Annotated in this window: 15 protein-coding genes; 5 read left to right on the top strand and 10 right to left on the bottom strand. The window is 39.2% G+C overall.

All coding sequences use genetic code 11. The annotated features are described in order from the left end of the window. Positions 1 to 51: 51 nt before the first annotated feature. Complete coding sequence (locus tag ACTHOQ_RS06460) at positions 52 to 447, bottom strand: hypothetical protein (protein ID WP_440494942.1); 396 nt, start codon at positions 445 to 447, stop codon at positions 52 to 54. Between the two features lie 3 nt (positions 448 to 450). After that, positions 451 to 1,734, bottom strand: a complete 1,284-nt coding sequence (locus ACTHOQ_RS06455; RefSeq protein ID WP_440494941.1) for an MFS transporter — start codon at positions 1,732 to 1,734, stop codon at positions 451 to 453. Between the two features lie 186 nt (positions 1,735 to 1,920). Here ACTHOQ_RS06455 and ACTHOQ_RS06450 point away from each other — a divergent pair, with 186 nt between their 5' ends. Next, positions 1,921 to 2,460 carry a hypothetical protein gene (locus tag ACTHOQ_RS06450; RefSeq protein WP_440494940.1) on the top strand — a complete coding sequence of 180 codons (540 nt, stop codon included), beginning with the start codon at positions 1,921 to 1,923 and terminating at the stop codon, positions 2,458 to 2,460. A gap of 74 nt (positions 2,461 to 2,534) precedes the next feature. On the opposite strand, the gene ACTHOQ_RS06445 is transcribed toward ACTHOQ_RS06450, so the two are convergent. From ACTHOQ_RS06445 to ACTHOQ_RS06435, 3 genes are all read right to left on the bottom strand, one after another. Next, a complete protein-coding gene (locus tag ACTHOQ_RS06445) occupies positions 2,535 to 2,885 on the bottom strand; it encodes a hypothetical protein (RefSeq protein WP_440494939.1) in 351 nt (116 codons plus the stop codon). A 134-nt stretch (positions 2,886 to 3,019) separates the two neighbouring features. Further along, positions 3,020 to 3,367, bottom strand: a complete 348-nt coding sequence (locus ACTHOQ_RS06440; protein WP_440494938.1) for a DUF6176 family protein — start codon at positions 3,365 to 3,367, stop codon at positions 3,020 to 3,022. Positions 3,368 to 3,379: 12 nt separating this feature from the next. Next, positions 3,380 to 4,117, bottom strand: a complete 738-nt coding sequence (locus ACTHOQ_RS06435) for a DUF2087 domain-containing protein (RefSeq protein WP_440495080.1) — start codon at positions 4,115 to 4,117, stop codon at positions 3,380 to 3,382. A gap of 451 nt (positions 4,118 to 4,568) precedes the next feature. On the opposite strand from ACTHOQ_RS06435, the gene ACTHOQ_RS06430 reads away from it, so the two are divergent. From ACTHOQ_RS06430 to abc-f, 3 genes are all read left to right on the top strand, one after another. After that, positions 4,569 to 5,435, top strand: coding sequence for a GNAT family N-acetyltransferase (locus ACTHOQ_RS06430; RefSeq protein WP_440494937.1), 867 nt, complete (start codon positions 4,569 to 4,571; stop codon positions 5,433 to 5,435). Between the two features lie 9 nt (positions 5,436 to 5,444). Continuing rightward, positions 5,445 to 6,254 carry a DUF2785 domain-containing protein gene (locus ACTHOQ_RS06425; RefSeq protein WP_440494936.1) on the top strand — a complete coding sequence of 270 codons (810 nt, stop codon included), beginning with the start codon at positions 5,445 to 5,447 and terminating at the stop codon, positions 6,252 to 6,254. A gap of 384 nt (positions 6,255 to 6,638) precedes the next feature. Continuing rightward, positions 6,639 to 8,096, top strand: coding sequence for a ribosomal protection-like ABC-F family protein (gene abc-f, locus ACTHOQ_RS06420; RefSeq protein ID WP_440494935.1), 1,458 nt, complete (start codon positions 6,639 to 6,641; stop codon positions 8,094 to 8,096). A gap of 132 nt (positions 8,097 to 8,228) precedes the next feature. Here the strand turns inward: abc-f and ACTHOQ_RS06415 are convergent, their stop codons facing one another. The 5 genes from ACTHOQ_RS06415 to ACTHOQ_RS06395 all read right to left on the bottom strand — a co-directional run bounded on the left by ACTHOQ_RS06415 (position 8,229) and on the right by ACTHOQ_RS06395 (position 12,782). Continuing rightward, positions 8,229 to 9,428, bottom strand: coding sequence for a chromate transporter (locus tag ACTHOQ_RS06415; RefSeq protein ID WP_440495079.1), 1,200 nt, complete (start codon positions 9,426 to 9,428; stop codon positions 8,229 to 8,231). Positions 9,429 to 9,719: 291 nt separating this feature from the next. After that, positions 9,720 to 10,886 (bottom strand): hypothetical protein, encoded by a 1,167-nt coding sequence (locus tag ACTHOQ_RS06410; RefSeq protein ID WP_440494934.1) that lies wholly within the window; start codon positions 10,884 to 10,886, stop codon positions 9,720 to 9,722. A 15-nt stretch (positions 10,887 to 10,901) separates the two neighbouring features. Then, positions 10,902 to 11,729, bottom strand: a complete 828-nt coding sequence (locus ACTHOQ_RS06405; RefSeq protein WP_440494933.1) for a hypothetical protein — start codon at positions 11,727 to 11,729, stop codon at positions 10,902 to 10,904. Beyond that, entirely contained in the window at positions 11,726 to 12,412 is a 687-nt protein-coding gene (locus ACTHOQ_RS06400) for an ABC transporter ATP-binding protein (RefSeq protein ID WP_440494931.1), read from the bottom strand. Before ACTHOQ_RS06400 ends, ACTHOQ_RS06405 begins: the two co-directional genes overlap by 4 nt. Next, a complete protein-coding gene (locus ACTHOQ_RS06395) occupies positions 12,405 to 12,782 on the bottom strand; it encodes a GntR family transcriptional regulator (RefSeq protein WP_440494929.1) in 378 nt (125 codons plus the stop codon). Before ACTHOQ_RS06395 ends, ACTHOQ_RS06400 begins: the two co-directional genes overlap by 8 nt. Positions 12,783 to 13,046: 264 nt before the next feature. Between ACTHOQ_RS06395 and ACTHOQ_RS06390 the strand changes: the two genes are divergently transcribed. Then, on the top strand, positions 13,047 to 16,229 hold the full coding sequence (locus ACTHOQ_RS06390; protein ID WP_440494928.1) for a dynamin family protein: 3,183 nt from the start codon (positions 13,047 to 13,049) through the stop codon (positions 16,227 to 16,229). The last annotated feature ends 15 nt before the right edge of the window (positions 16,230 to 16,244 follow it).

Genomic DNA, 16,244 nt, shown 5'->3' with positions numbered 1-16,244 from the left:
AACAATTCATTGTCCACTTTCTTGTGGGAGCATATATTGAAGTGTGATTCGTTATAAGATCGTATTTAATGCAGTGCCTGGTTTTGTTACTAGGCACTTTTTTAGGATAAAAAAAGGGCCGTGCTGCAACTTAACCTGATCCATTAAATAACTGAAATCATCATTATGCTGAACTGTTAGATTATCAAATTTTTCACCATTCTGTATTTGGTAATCAAATATAATCGTTGCATAATTTTGTTTCAATTCTTCTATTGTAAAATTAGTCGCGTGTTCTTTTAACAGCTCGAGTTCTTTTTCATTAACATTCTGTAATTCAAATATCAATTCATCATCCAGCATCAACTCTTTTTGCGTACATCCGACAATTAACAGCACAGTTAATAACATAGTCATCATTTTTTTCATCAAATCACCATATTTCATGGAAGTGAAAAAACTCTCCACTCATCAATCCTCTACCTTCCTTCTATACCGCACCCAAATCATAAGCGGAATCAATAATATCGCCAAGTATGCACCGGCGAAGCTAAGGTAAGAATAGCTTGAGTTAGCGACAATTATACCCGATAGCAAGCCCCCTGCCGATCCTCCCAGCGCGACTGAAACATCGACGGAGCCCTGGACTTTCGCACGGTTTTGAATTGTCGTCGCATCAATGATCATCGCCGTCCCGCTAATAAGCCCGAAATTCCAGCCAAGACCAAGCAGGATTAGCGCAAGGGATATCGACCAAATCACATCACCCGGTGTATACGCCGCTAAAAAGCCCGCAAGCGAAAGCGTAATACCCGAGGCAATAACCATCCAGGCCCTACCTATTTTATCGACCAGAATCCCCGTCACAAGTGAGGGTAAATACATCGCGGCAACATGCATGCTAATCACCAGTCCAATAAGTGACAGCCCGCTACCTGCATGCTCCATATGAACCGGCGTCATTGTCATAATCGCAACCATGACAACATGTGTCAGCACAAGTACAATTGCCCCAACACTCATACCTAAACGATCGATTGTCGGCTGTTCATTTGCCGTAATACCTGCAGAAATTTGTTGGTTGTTTTGTTTTTCTGCAATAGCAATTGCTACGAGTAAAGGGTCTGGCTTTAATAAGAAGAAAAACGTAAAGCCGGCTAGCAAATACGCCAAAGCTGCGAGCAAAAACGGTCCGGTCAATGCCGGTAAGCCAATCGCCTCCGCTAAATGCCCAGTTGGCGTCACCAAATTCGGACCTGCAACGGCACCAAACGTTGTAGCAACCATTGCCATGCTTATAGCTGTAGCGCGCTGTTTCGGCTTCGCTAAATCCGTGCCCGCATAGCGCGCCTGCAAGTTTGTGGAAGTGCCCGCTCCATAAATGAACAGAGCCAAAAACAGCAGCACGATGTTTTCCATCGCTGTTGCAGTTACGACTCCAATCGCACCGACTCCCCCAGTAATGAATCCGAATGAAAGTCCATACCTTCGTCCAAAACGCTGCGAAAAACGCCCGACTAAAAAAGCGGACAACGCAGAGCCAAGCGTGAATAAAGCAGTCGGCAAACCAGAAAAGCTTTCAGATCCGAGCAATTGTCGAGCGATTAATGCCCCGACCGTAATCCCGGCAGCCAGCCCAGCTCCTCCAAAAGTTTGTGATAAAATAACAACCCATAACGTTCTTTTATAAAGCTTTTGTTGCTCTTCCTCCGAATGAACATAGCGTTCCATGGAGGGATTCAATGTTTTTCCCATAAACAGCACCCATTCTTTCTGTTTTCTATACGTATAAAGAAATTGTAAGAGCTGACGTAAATAATTGCCAGCAAAAAAAGGATACTAGTTCTTTGCAACCATTACATGCCCTATTTGGTAAAAGCTATATAAAAATGAGCTATAATGGTTTTATGATATGCTCAATTATTTTCGGGGAGGTTTAATATGATTCGGTTACTGAAGAAAACGGGTAGTGAGACACTTTATTGGCAAGTGTGGAAAGTGAATAAATATGTCTTTATTTTATCGGGCACATTAGGCGTTCAAGGCAGGGAAGAAGAGCTGCCGCTAGGATTTTTCGAAAGCTCAAAAAGAGTGATGAAAAATTTAGCGAACGAGAAGGTCAATCAAGGCTATGAATATGTGGATCCGAATTCATTAATTAAAATTGCTGTCCAATACCGCTATGAACATGAGGACCAATATTATGAAGCGGAAGAAAGAAGCTTAGTAGTAGAGGATTTATTAGATGATGTATTACATGAGACTGGCAATGGCGAACTATATGGCTCGGAAATCGGGGATGGGGCCGGCATTACTTTTTTCCTTGTTGTTGATTTAGGATTAGCACTGGAAGCAATCTTAAAAGTGCTATCCAGCCATCAATTAATAGAGGGTGCGGAAATCGCCTATTTAAATAAGGAAGGTTCATATATTGGCCTATATCCGGAAGGCATGGAATTCAGGCTTGTAGGAGAGGAATGAAAAAAAGGGTAATTGGTGCAAATCATTTTATAATGATTTGCACCCGAAGTACATGGATTTCCGACAACCGGATACTATTTCGCTTCTTCAATTGCTTCCATTAAAGTTGTGAATAGCGTTGGATCTTCTGCATCTTCATCCGTTACTTCATTTAGAATTTCAAAATCATCTGCATCAATTACGAATAAGCTCATGCCATCTTTCAAATATTCATCGGCCTCTACTTCGCCTTCGTAGTATTTGTATGTTGCGAACACAATGTTTGAACCTTCTTCTTCATCGAAAAAGAAATAAAGCTTTTCTGTGTTGCCGTATACTTCTCCCAAAACATCTTCAAGTTGTTCCGTGCCTTTGCCCCACTTCACTTCATTATTTACGGTTGCTGCCACGAGCGATTCCATTAATTCATCTACTGTATTCGTCATATAGTCCTCCAAATCCGTTCTGTTTACGGTTAATATTCCTACTGTATCACAATTTTAAAAAGGCGCTCTATTTGTAGATACTAAAGGGCGCGCTTTTATAGAACTTAAGAGGCATTTATCCAAGGTTTACATGATTAAAAATCCATACTGGCGCGCACCTTCTCAGGTATCATGACGACTTTCGTATCCAAATCGACAGAGCCGAAGCCAGGGTCAATACATTCCTCCCAATATTCCAGATGCTTTATATCGATCCAATGTGTGGAATCATCGACATTCATTCCGCCTTCTCCCCGAACTGAATACCAATATAAAAACTCTTCTCCATTCAAAATTTCGTAAAAGATCGTTTCTACATACACTTTTTCGCCTTCCAGTGTAACGAGCACATCTGCCATATGCTCATTCAAAAAGTTCAGCCACTCCTCAACTTTAGAAGATTTGTCAGGCTTTACCCGATAGCGCGTTAATTCCGCCTTCATTTCTGCATCCCCCTATTTCCTAATCCAATATGCCGTCCCATCATCACTGCGTTCCATAAAGCCGTACTCGATTAAATGGCGACGCAGTGACACAAAATCAGCATGAACAGTTTTTAAAATTTCATTTACTTCTTTTTCATGATAGTGCTTCCCTTTGTCAAAGCGCTTCAAAATATGCTGTAAAATAATGAGCTTTTTCTTTTCTTTGCTCGGAATCGTGTCAATTCCGCCATCCAGCCCGTCTTTAAAATATGTTGCCAATAATTTTTCACGTTCTTTTTCTTCAATGCTATAGCGTTCGTCCACTTGTCTCGCTCCTTTATGTATCGCGTAATGCTCGGGGTTTTTCATCAGCTGCATAAGCGCGATAAAAATTTTCGCCTGCTTCTCCTTCTCCCGCAGTTTGAAACGGTGCTGGCGAACAGTCGACACACTTGTCAAATTGCTGGCATCCACAATTTCCTGATCGGTTTTCCCTTCAAAAAAATGCTGCATCATCTCAATTTGCACATCCGTTAAGCCTGTCACCTTTTTATCAAGCGCAAGCAACGCATGGAATGGCGACGTGTGCACTGATTCGATATGCTTTTTCATCATACCTTCAGCTGTAAAAAAGCGATTGTCATGCGGAAAAACTTCGTGCAAATCATATCGGTGTCCACAATACAGACATTTGTATGCCTCATCTTGCAACTCATACCCTTTACTAAGCATATCTGCTGCAATATTTTGAAAATCCAAATTAACCACCTCCACAAACATTTATACTATACGTTTATTTATTTGTAAACAAAGTTCAATTTATATCAATCATTTTATAAACAAAAGAGATATCGGTTTATCTGTAAAAATTTCTTCTTACAAGAGAAACCACACTTCCATACATTTTTGCTATAATGTTCCATATAAAAGTTAACTGTAATAGTGCCAATCACGAATTTGTACATATATCTTCAAGAAAATCCCTGTTATATTGACTTAAAGTGAAAAATTTTAAGCTAAATGTTGAACTCTGGCCCATATCGCGAAATGATCAGTCTATTTATAATACTTATGGGCTTTTATCATATTGCTGCTCGCCTTCTTATTTGATAATAAACAGCACCATCGTTTTCATTTTCGCAATTTTAGTAACTTTCTTTAAAAAAATAACAGCAAAAACTTTTAATTCATCGCTAACAAAAAGAATAGGAGTTTTACAATGACAACTTTTGAACAACTGACAATCGATCAATTGGACGAAGCGGCTGCTTTTATTGCGGCGCTAAATACAAACAAAAAATTCCATATCGGCTACTGTGGTACAGATAAAGCAGATATTTTGCGGGATTTGCTTGAGGATTTTACAGAAGGTGATCAAGCGATTATTTTCGTATCACGTAGCGCCAATGAAATTACCGAACTCGTCGGCTTTGATATTTACGATGGGATCGCCGAAGTATGGGGGCCTTTTTCCAGTGGGCAAAATATCGAAAGACAGTTAAAGTTATGGCATTTTGCAACTGCTAGGCTTGGACCGTTAAAAGAAATTCTGTTTTTTATCAATGAAGAAAATTCATTCCAGCAAAAATTTATGGAAACTCTTCATAGCAAAAAGTCGGGTGAGCATTTGTATTTACGTTTAACGAAAGAAACATTCCAGCCGGTAGAAGCAATATTAAGCGAGCCATATAACGAACAGGATTTTCCGCAATTTGCAGCCATTCATTCACATGCTTTTCCGAATGCATACTACCCGGCCGAAACAATTACGGAAAAACTCCAACATAATCAGCATCAGCTTATTGTTTTGAAGGAAAACCAATCAGTTAAAGGCTATGCCTACTTTGAAATGGATGATGCACTTCACTCCACACATCTGGAATTCATTGCGATCGCGCCGGAGTATCGCGGGCAAGGCCTTGGCAAACAGCTTTTAAACGAGGCATTAACAATTATTTTTTTGAATGAAGCAATTACACAAGTTACTTTAACGGTAAATAATACGAACGCCGAAGCGAATAGCCTTTATTATAAAACCGGCTTCCATAAGCGAGATGCACTTTGGAGCTATATACTACAAGTATAGGAGAGTAAAATGAACGATTCTATCTCAATCTTAAAGCATATTCATGAAAAGAAATTAACGAACTTACAACTAGAGCAAGCAGATTCCCTGTTAACTTTTATGCTCGAACATATCGGAAGCACCGATACATATATTCGCGATACATTAATTTATGGCGGTTTTTGTGAGCTCATATTAAATGATCATCTATCCAATACACAGCTTATCAAAATTGCGGAAACATGCAGCGATGACGAGCATCTGTTTTTCGACATCCATGAACAGCAAGGCGATGCGGTATTAACCCGCTCATTTTCAGCGCTTGCCATTCAGCTAGTTTTATATAAAGACTGCAGCAAACCATTTTTAAAGGAAGATTTGGCATCTCATGTACTCACTAAAAGCATTCAATATTTAAAGTTTGAGCATGATTACCGCGGCTATATTGAAAACAAAGGCTGGGCGCATAGTGTTGCACATGGCAGTGATTTACTCGCGCGTGCTGTCTCGCATCCCCTATTTTCAAATATAGCTACAACAGATGATATACTTACAATATTAAAAAAATGTTTATGTACCGATTACGCATATATCGACGAAGAAGACGAACGGATGATGCCTGTCATTGACGCATTATTTGATAGGGGGCTTACTGAAGACGGCTTGATCAATTGGCTAGAGAAGCTTCATCACTACAAATATGATGATGGATTAAAATATTACCGCATGCAGTGGAATATTAAAAAATTCATGTTTACACTTTATGCCCATTTATTAAGAGCAGAAAAGTATACATCCGCATCAGGCTGGATTCATTCTCATTATATTTATATAGTATAGACGCCTGAATAAAACACAGAACGCAAAACCCTGCATAAACCGATGATGCGAAATCATTTGAAAATTCAGTGCAGCTATGCCATAATAGCACTAACTTATTTGAAGGGATGATGAATGGCTGATGGAAATATAATTCTATTTTACACGTAAAATGTATACGCATTTTCACTTAAAATAGGATTAGTCTGTCCATTTTTCATTACCTTATATGCCTTTACAGAGGCTTATTTACGTATGAATGCTAATCCTTCCGAACAATTTCGGGAGGATTTTTTTGGATAAAATTTAATAGCATGCTCAAGATTATCTATCCTTTCGCACTATTGTGTTCTTTAAGCGGGAAAATGCGTATACTTTCAAACGAAAAAATTGGAGGTATGCACTATGCCGATTGAAATGAAAAACCTGACTTTTAGTTATGATACGCTGGATGAACTATTGTTCGAAGATGTCAATTTGACGCTCGATCACTCGTGGAAACTTGGTTTGATTGGGCGCAACGGCCGCGGAAAAACGACATTGCTGAATTTATTTATGAATAAATTGCCGTATAGCGGAACGATTTCGAGTGATGAGGAATTTGTCTATTTCCCTCAAATAATTCGCGATCCGAAAAATATTACTTATTATGCAATTGAGGAAGTAATGGCGGTGGAATTATGGAAACTGGAGCGTGAATGCCAGCTGCTCGGACTGGATAAAGCAATGTTATGGCAGCCTTTTGAGCAATTATCCGGTGGCGAGCAAACTAAGGTGCTTCTTGCCGCGCTATTTTGCGAGGAAAATCGCTTCCCTTTGCTTGATGAACCGACAAATCACTTAGATATGAAAGCACGCGCAACGGTCGCGAATTATTTAAAGAAGAAAAAAGGCTTTATCGTTGTCAGCCATGACCGGGCATTTGTCGATGAAGTGGTTGATCATATTTTAGTTATTGAAAAAAGTGATGTGAAGCTCTATAAAGGCGACTTCACAACATATGAACAGCAAAAGAAGCTTCAAGACGACTTCGAGCTAGAACAAAATCGCTCACTGAAATCCGAAATCGACCGCCTGCAAAAAACGGCTCGGGAAAAATCCGACTGGGCTACACAGCGGGAAAAACCATCAGGCAATGACCCGTTCGGAAATGCGATCGCGAAACGCATGAATAAACGCGCCAAAGCAATTGAAAAACGCACAAGCGAAAAAATCGAGGAAAAAACAAAGCTGCTAAAAAATATTGAAACGGTAAGCGATTTGACGATCAACTGCCAGTCCAGCCACCGCAATCCAGTGCTGCGCATGAAAAACTTTACACTGAGCTATGATGGAAAGCCATTGTTCCACCCGATTACATTCGATATTTTCCAAGGTGAACAAGTGGCATTAATCGGCCCGAACGGCAGCGGGAAAACATCGCTATTAAACTATTTGCTAGGCTCTTTTGCAGGTGAAGTTCACGGTGAAATCAAGCTTCCACAAGGACTTAGCATGAGCGCCATTCGTCAAAATCATGACAATAATAAAGGCACTGTGAAGGATTTTGCCTTTGAGCACAGCATTGATTACACATTATTTCTCAACAATCTGCGCATTTTGGGCTTTGGCCGAGATATTTTTAACGTACCGATCGAAAGCATGAGCAATGGACAGCAGAAGAAGGTGGAATTTGCGAAGTCGCTCGGGCTCCCTGCCGAGTTTTACATTTGGGATGAGCCGCTGAATTATTTGGATGTTTTTAATCAGCAGCAAATTGAGACGATGATCGCACGCTACAGGCCGACACTGTTTTTTGTCGAGCATGATGCGTCATTTGTAAAGACGATTGCTGCAAAGATAGTGGAAATCAGACCATATTAGCAGGGGAAAAAGGTGTTCAAGAATGGCTTCTTGGACACCTTTTCCAATTCTTTTTTATTTTATCAGCCCGGCATATATACGATACTCTGTAAAGTGCGCAGCTAATGAAGCGCTGTTTTATATTTAATTCTATTAAATAACCGACATAAGCATTCCACCTATAGCCCCTGACACAACGATCATCCAAGGAGCCAATTTCCAAAAAGTGAGCATGCCAAATAAAATAGCTGCTAAAGCAAAGTCCATTGGCGTGAAGATTGAACTCGTCCAAATCGGCTCATAAAAAGCGGAAATTAATATGCCTACAACCGCTGCGTTTACCCCCATGAGCGCACCTTTCACTTTTGAAAGACGACGGAGGCTATCCCAAAAAGGAAGTGTCCCTAAAATCAATAAAAATGCGGGTAAAAATATGGCCACCGTTGCCAGTATACCTCCTGTCCATCCATTCATCACTGTGCCTATGTAGGCAGCAAATGTAAATAGCGGCCCCGGTACTGCTTGGGTTACGCCATATCCTGCTAGAAATGCCTCTTCACTCAACGAACCACCCGGTATAAATTCTCGTTCAAGCAATGGCAATACAACATGCCCGCCTCCAAATACTAGTGAGCCAGAACGATAAAAGCTATCAAATAGAGCGACCCAATGCATGGAAGTCACTTCTCTTACTATTGGAAGAAGAATCAGTAAAGCAAAGAATATTGCTAAACAACTTGCAGCAAACCCTCGGCTGATCGGAAAAATTGCTCCCTCCACGGAATCTTCCTTCTCTTGTCGATACAATAAGAAGCCAATGAACGCCGCTAAAATAATTATTCCAATTTGAGCATAAGCGGTTTGCCATAATAACATAACGACTATGGCAATGAGGGCAATTGTTTTCCTTTGGATATCCGGTGTTAATTTTTGGGCCATTCCTAAAATCGCATGTGCTACAACAGCGACCGCTACTATTTTCAGCCCATGAATCAAACCTGTATCACTCACATCTAGGCCTTGAACAACTAAAGCAAATATTATGAGAGCTGCAACGGACGGCATCGTAAAGCCTAAAAAAGAAACAATACCCCCTATTACACCCGCCCGCATCACGCCTATTCCAATTCCTACTTGACTGCTTGCAGGACCCGGTAAAAATTGACACAGCGCCACTAAGTCAGCATAACTTTTTTCATCAAGCCATTTTCTTCTCCGGACATATTCTTCATGAAAATACCCTAAATGCGCAATCGGCCCGCCAAATGATGTAAAACCTAATTTAGTGGATACTGCAAATATTTCAATTAATGACTTAACGTAACTTTTTTCACTTTTTATCAATTGCTCCATTTTTTCACCTTTCGTCGACTCTCGAATATCGATAATCATAGCAAAAAACATATTATTCCAAGCATAAATTTACAAAACTTTACAATATTTAAATAATCACTAAACGAAAAAAATGCCTTTAGCAAGAGCGCGTACACCGATCGAAGAAAATTAACGATTGTAAAAGAATAATAGCAAAAATCCCACTTTCTTTTCTCCTTGAAAAAATAGTGGGATTTCCGATACAACCTCAAGGATAATTCGTTGGTAGCCTAATCCATTGAGCTGCAGCACTTATTGTTTAATTTTAGATTACTCTGCTATTTCATAAAAACGCGACGCCCAAATATGATAGTTTTCGTTTTCATTTTTTGTTGAAAGAATACCTTCATATAATGTTGTACCACTTTCAATATCGAAAATTTGAAGTATATTGTCTTTTTCCGTTTCATTCATTACATATAGCTTGCCGTTTTGCGCACCGATGTTGTTTGATAAAGGTTTCGTGATTGCAACAGGATGCGGTACGCTGATCGGGTCAAGCCATCTTTGCTGCCCGATATTATACCGGTAAATCATCGTGTCTGTATCTGTTATATACACCGGAATGAAATAATTATTATCCACTACAGCGCTTTGCATTTCATACTCTACACCTTCCGGCAATTGAATCGGGCTCACTTCATTTGTCTCCATATTCAGCACGCTGACCTTACGGGAAATAATATTGAACTCTTCTTTTTTAGCATCATAGGAAGTTAATGCATATACATTATATTTTTCCTGCGCTAAATTATAATATGAATTATAAAGCTCAAAACTCTTTCCTATGTTTTCACCACTTGTCACAGTATCAATCAGGCTTTCACTCAGTAGTTGCTGTTTCTTCAAATCAATAATGACGACATAAAATTCCTCATCGCCATTATTTTTTACATGCCTTTCAAATAGCTTCATTTCATTGTTTACAACAGCAATATTAATAATGCTCATCCAGTTTAATTTGTTCTTCATCTCAGACTGGACTTCAAACGAGACTTTCTTATTATTTGCTTTATCCAATAGATCGATATGATAAGAATATGGGTCCCCTTCGCTCAGTTCCCATGTTCCGCTAGGTTCCTCTACATAAATAAGCTTCGTATCGTCCTCAAAATAGTTATTTGTATTGAACCCTTTTCCGCGCATGAAATTTTTATGTTTGTCGATCATCTGCTGGAATTGTTCAGGGATATACCGATAATGGTAACGGCCCAACGTCATTGTTTCATCTTTTTTGATAACGACGGAATGATGCATCATTCGATTTTCAACATTTGCTTCAATTACAAGCGAATCTATATATTTATCATCCCCGGAAATATTTTCAAACGTAAAATTGTAATTTTGCTTTGTAGCGCTTGCGACTTGTATATAGTGGACACTAATTGTTGCAGCGATAATCCCCGCAATAACAAGCAATTGCCAATATTTTTTCATCCATTTTCCCCTCCTCTACACGTTGATTTTTCGTTTCAATAAATAGTTTGCCATATAAATGGCAAATCCCAACGCTAAAATACTGCTTACTACTGTCATCAGAATCAGTTCATTATTGTAAAAATAATGCGTAATGCTTTGTAAAATAGCCGGAATCGCAATGATGAAGATTGAAACCGCACTATATAGCACTGCAATGAAAATACCTTTTAAATGATAGCTTCGTTCAAATAAAATGGCCGTGAAGACGATCGCTACTATAGTCATCCCCAGCCCGTAAGTCAGCACGAATTGTAAAAGTGTCTCCGGATACAATATCGTTAACAGCTCGTTGGAATACGTATAGAATATCCCCACGTCTTCGCGCAGTTGCCCAGGTATGATTGACCGGATGATTTGCTCCACGACTTCCAGTAAAATAATTTGCACACCGACAAGGCACAGGACGAAAAGTAAAATCGCCGTCAGCTTTGCAAAATACACATTGCGCCGTTCAGTCGGCAGCATTAATAAACGGTAGATAATCGATGACTTGCCCAGCCAATCTCGGTACCAAATGAAAAATACGTAAATGATGAGCACTGTTGCTGCAAACATGATAGAGAGCACAAAATATTCCGAGTTAAGAAAGTTGCGGAGTGAGTACCCGCCATACTCGAAAACATATTCGCTTTCCGAAATCTGATTCTTTATCATTATTTCCTTTGCTCTACTATTGAAAGAAAATGAATTGAGGACCGCACCGATCATTTGTGCGAGGGCGACAACAATGACTAGCGTCGCAAAAATTTTCCAAAATCGCTTCACTTCAAAATTGACGAGTTTTATATAATTATTCATCATACATACACCTCCCGCATGACATCAACGACCGATTTCCCTTCAGTTTCGCGTACATGCTCAACATCCATTTCCGTTAATACCGTGCCATTGCCAATAAGCACCGCCTTATCGATTAAATGCTCGATATCACTAATTTCATGTGTCGTAATAATGACGCCGCGATTTTCGATCAAATGACTTGTGAAAACATCGGCAATCTGCTCGCGCGAGAAAATATCGATTCCTGAAAATGGCTCATCCATCAGTATGTAATCCACATCCAATGCTAAACCGAGCAGTAAATTTACCTTTGCCGCATTCCCTTTTGATAAGCTTGAAATTTTATCGTTTGCCTCAAGTTTGAAAAAGGCAAGAAGCTCTGTTGCGCGCTGCTCATTCCATGTTTTGTAAAAATCGGCCATAAATTCGAAGCTTTGCGCAATCGTATAGTTCGGCATCATCGTTAAACGATCAGGGATGTACGTAATTTTTTCGTATGCATCCTTCGAAATCTTTTGCCCATCTATTAATATTTCGCCGCGGTCAATCGGTGTAAGCGCCATTATCGATTTCATAATCGTCGTTTTCCCTGCACCATTGATACCAATCAAACATGTAATTTGCCCTTTTTCAGCCGTGAAGCTCATATCTTTTAATACTTGCTTTTTCTTGTATTTTTTAAAGACATTTTTTACTTCAATCACGCTGCCCAGCCTCCTCATACTTTTTTTGCACGAGCTCCATCACTTCCGGAAGTGGCGCATTGATTGATTTAATCGAACTTATAAAAACTTGCACTGCTTCACTAATTAATTCTTCGCGTACACTTTTCAGCACCGCTTCATCTTTCGTAATACAACTTGGCATATTTCCTTCTGTATAAATCAATTGTTGCTCCTCCATTTCCTTATAGGCACGCTGCACCGTATTTGGGTTGATTTTGAGCTGGTTCGCCAACTCTCGCCGTGACGGAATCACATGTCCGGGCGCTAAAAAACCTTTCGCAATTTGTTCCTTAAAATGCCGTATGACCTGCACATACACAGGATCACGATTATTGAACTTCACTTCCACTATTGTCAGCTCCTTTCGTGTATTATCGGTTTAATACGCTATAGCTAAAAAAATGTATTAAGTGCTTCATACACACCTCACAATGTATTATGCATTTAATACACAGAATTTGTCAATCGTTTTCAAGGATCCTTTTAAAGATTTTATTATTAGGATTTTTTTCACAATCACCTACCGAACTATAGGAATAACTATGCTTAACATTTTCCATTTTTATAGTTAAAATAGACTTAATAACCAAATTAGGAAAGCGGTTTTTTTGACATGAAAAATGTATTATATACTCAACTAACTAAATCAATTCAAAAACTAACAAAACATGATACGAATGATTCCAGAGAGATCATCCGATTATTAAAGCAAACCTTGTCTATTCTCGATCAGCCACCGAAGATTTTAGTAACCGGGGAAACGAACGCCGGAAAATCCCATCTTCTTAATCAGCTGATTCCGGAAATCGGGCTTCCTGTTGAAAATAAACCCGCAACTGCACTTAGCACAATCATTGAATATGGGGATAATATTAAAACTTATGCAGTAGATCGCAATGGTAATGAAAAGGAAATGTCATTGGACGAGATAGATCAATATATATTGCAATCAAAGCGTGACGAGGCAAGAAGCAGCAGCCTGGAAAATATTCATTCTATTCGCATGACTGCACCAAACCCTTTATTGAAAAAGGTTACGTTAATTGATACGCCTGGCTTTAATTCGAATCACGATGAACATACGAATGTCGCTAAAAATTTCATCGAACAAGGAGATGGCGCAATTTGGCTGTTTGGCGGCGGGGTTAAAGGGATTAATTCCGCAACGGAAAACAAAACAATTCGACTATTGCAATCTTATGGTCTAAACGTTTTAGGTGTCGTCAACCGAATGGCTATAACTGTTGAAGCGTGCTATGATGACGATCCCGAACGCTTTGAGCAGCTTGAGCATAAGGAAGTAGCAAATATTCTGCTTAATGAATGGAAGCAGCGCTATGCTGAGATGAAGCTAACCGATTTAATTGGCATCGACAGCCTTCTCGCTAAAGAGGCCAAAGTAAAAAATATGAATGATCTTGACTGGAATGATAGCAATCTCGATGAATTAATAGATAAGCTCACTGCATTTGAAGCTAGAAAAAGAGTACAGCAGCAGGCGGCCGATTATTTGCAGAAATCATTGAAGACATATACAACAGAATATTTCTTTACAAGTGAAAGAAATGATAAATTAGCATCGTTGGAGGCTCGGTACAATGACAGCTATATAATGGATATCCTGTCAGAAATGAAGCAATTTACTCAAACCGTAGCTAAAAATGCGTCTGCATATACGGTTCTTGAAAAATTTAATCGAAAAATCAGAGAAGATTTCATTAAAATAAAAAAGAAACTCCATTCAGCACATAAAATAACAGATGCAAATGAAGATTTCCTTCAATTGTTTCAGCCGGCTTTCGAAAAATTCTGCGATAATTTTTCGGAAGTCTCACAGCAGTTCACTTATCGTATTAGTATGGAAAAACTATCGTATGAAAAACAGACATCGCAAAACCGCATAGTAAAAATTTACCGATTTATCGAAAAAGAGTGTTTAGATTACATCCGACATTTCCACGAAGAATGGCATAAATTCTTTGAACAAATCTATTCCCTGGTGGACAGGAAAATCGATGAACAGTTATTACAAATTGAACATGATCGCACTTATTTAAAAAATACTCTGAAAAAACTGGCGATTATTCCGCATTTAAATGACCTATTCAGGCAAATAAATATGTTTACTGATTCTCCAAAACATCTTATGCCTATTTCTGTTAAATTCGATATTGAAGAAGAATTTCTGCCGCTATTGGATAAAGCTTTCGATACATACGATAGCTTTTCTATGCATCCACAGAAGTTAAATTGGCCTTATACGGAGCATGGCTTTCTGCTGGAGCAAATGAATGAAGTTCTACATCTGGAAATTGAAAGTTTGAAGCTGCCCCAACGTATTTCAGAAGTTGAAAAGCTTTTCCGAAATATCCCTGAAGTTGAACGTGAAATCAATGACATATGTCAGCAAATCGAACGTGAGCTTTTTGTCTTACAGAACGTGAAAACCTATGAAGAGCTAGTAGCACTTATCCGAAAAGAGTATATAGCCGAACATGAAACATTGGCGCAATTTTATGCACATGAACTAGTGAAAAAAGATTATATCGATAAACTTTCTCTATTCAACAATAAAGTAGCTATTGCGAATGAATACTATGATAAAAAAATATATTCCAGACTCTTTCATAAGAAAAACAAGAAACAAATAAAGCGCCACCGCCATCTCGTAAATGAGGCTAGAAACAAGGCAATCCGAAAAGAAGACAAACAGCTATATAAAACAACGTATTTCGCGATTGAACATATGTGGCCATCCGTACTTGACGGTTTAAAACAAGTGATAATTGCCCGGTATTCAATAGCCGGGAAAAATATTGAAAGCCAGCTACAGCTTGTTGAACAACATAAACAAAATATTTTGAACAGCCTCGAGCCGATTGCGGATGACATGAATGACTTGAAAAAAGCGTTAAGTACCGCGAAAAAACAATGTCACTATTCATTATTGCCTGAACGTGAGCAATATTTACAGGATACGCAGCAGCAAATACTTGAAATGAAACGTAAATGTGAGCACAAGCAACTGGATCAACTTAACCCATTCACTGACCTCCATTTATCCGATTCTTTTGAAATGTTTGTAAAACAGCAGATTCCGCTTGCCCATTTAAAGAAGAATCAGTTACGTTTTGCGATTTATTTCCGCCCGCATATTCCATTTGTTCGAGCGGCCATGCTATTTGCTTTACTCTTCGGCGGGCAAAAAGCGATTCATGCTCTTAAAGAAACTCCCACTGATGGTGGAGACGGCTTTTTCGATTCAATTAAAGCTAATATTTCCGAAAAGGTTACACGCACAAAAAGCTTCGCAAGCAATATATGGCATGATTTTATATCTGAATACGACGAAGTGCCATATACGTACACTTTTAATCCCGACATAATGCCACTAGGGGTCATCCTTGTCAGCGAACCAACACATGTTTTTGACGAGATCGACGGTGAGTATATCGGAACAACAGCGGATTCATACTTGACGTTCTATAACATGGAAAATGATTGGTATTCTATTTCCGGTGGCTGGGTTCACATTACCGATCCTGTTAATGTTGTTCATTACGATACACCGTTTACACCAGTTGACTTAGGAGTCCCGCCAATCGCGCAAATTATGGCAAAGGCTGAAATCAATGTCCGGACGGGACCCGGTATTGATTATCCGGTTGTTTATGTCACTTCAGCAGCGGCAACCTACCCGGCTTATCGGCGTGATGACACAACAGGCTGGTTTGAAATTAGCGATAATTTATGGATTACAGGTCACGAAAACTATATCGATATAATTTATCCGTAATGGAAAGGATATTCC

Origin of the sequence: Solibacillus silvestris (assembly GCF_051967575.1) — a bacterium.
GTDB classification, from domain to species: Bacteria; Bacillota; Bacilli; order Bacillales_A; family Planococcaceae; genus Solibacillus; species Solibacillus silvestris_B.
The sequence above is the reverse complement of the archived record's forward strand: the minus strand, read 5'-3'. Positions and strand labels throughout refer to the sequence as shown.

Coding starts and splice junctions, on each gene's coding strand:
- ACTHOQ_RS06455 (WP_440494941.1), bottom strand. CDS start 1,734: ATGGGAAAAACATTGAATCCCTCCATGGAACGCTATGTTCATTCGGAG.
- ACTHOQ_RS06450 (WP_440494940.1), top strand. CDS start 1,921: ATGATTCGGTTACTGAAGAAAACGGGTAGTGAGACACTTTATTGGCAA.
- ACTHOQ_RS06445 (WP_440494939.1), bottom strand. CDS start 2,885: ATGACGAATACAGTAGATGAATTAATGGAATCGCTCGTGGCAGCAACC.
- ACTHOQ_RS06440 (WP_440494938.1), bottom strand. CDS start 3,367: ATGAAGGCGGAATTAACGCGCTATCGGGTAAAGCCTGACAAATCTTCT.
- ACTHOQ_RS06430 (WP_440494937.1), top strand. CDS start 4,569: ATGACAACTTTTGAACAACTGACAATCGATCAATTGGACGAAGCGGCT.
- ACTHOQ_RS06425 (WP_440494936.1), top strand. CDS start 5,445: ATGAACGATTCTATCTCAATCTTAAAGCATATTCATGAAAAGAAATTA.
- abc-f (WP_440494935.1), top strand. CDS start 6,639: ATGCCGATTGAAATGAAAAACCTGACTTTTAGTTATGATACGCTGGAT.
- ACTHOQ_RS06415 (WP_440495079.1), bottom strand. CDS start 9,428: ATGGAGCAATTGATAAAAAGTGAAAAAAGTTACGTTAAGTCATTAATT.
- ACTHOQ_RS06410 (WP_440494934.1), bottom strand. CDS start 10,886: ATGAAAAAATATTGGCAATTGCTTGTTATTGCGGGGATTATCGCTGCA.
- ACTHOQ_RS06405 (WP_440494933.1), bottom strand. CDS start 11,729: ATGATGAATAATTATATAAAACTCGTCAATTTTGAAGTGAAGCGATTT.
- ACTHOQ_RS06390 (WP_440494928.1), top strand. CDS start 13,047: ATGAAAAATGTATTATATACTCAACTAACTAAATCAATTCAAAAACTA.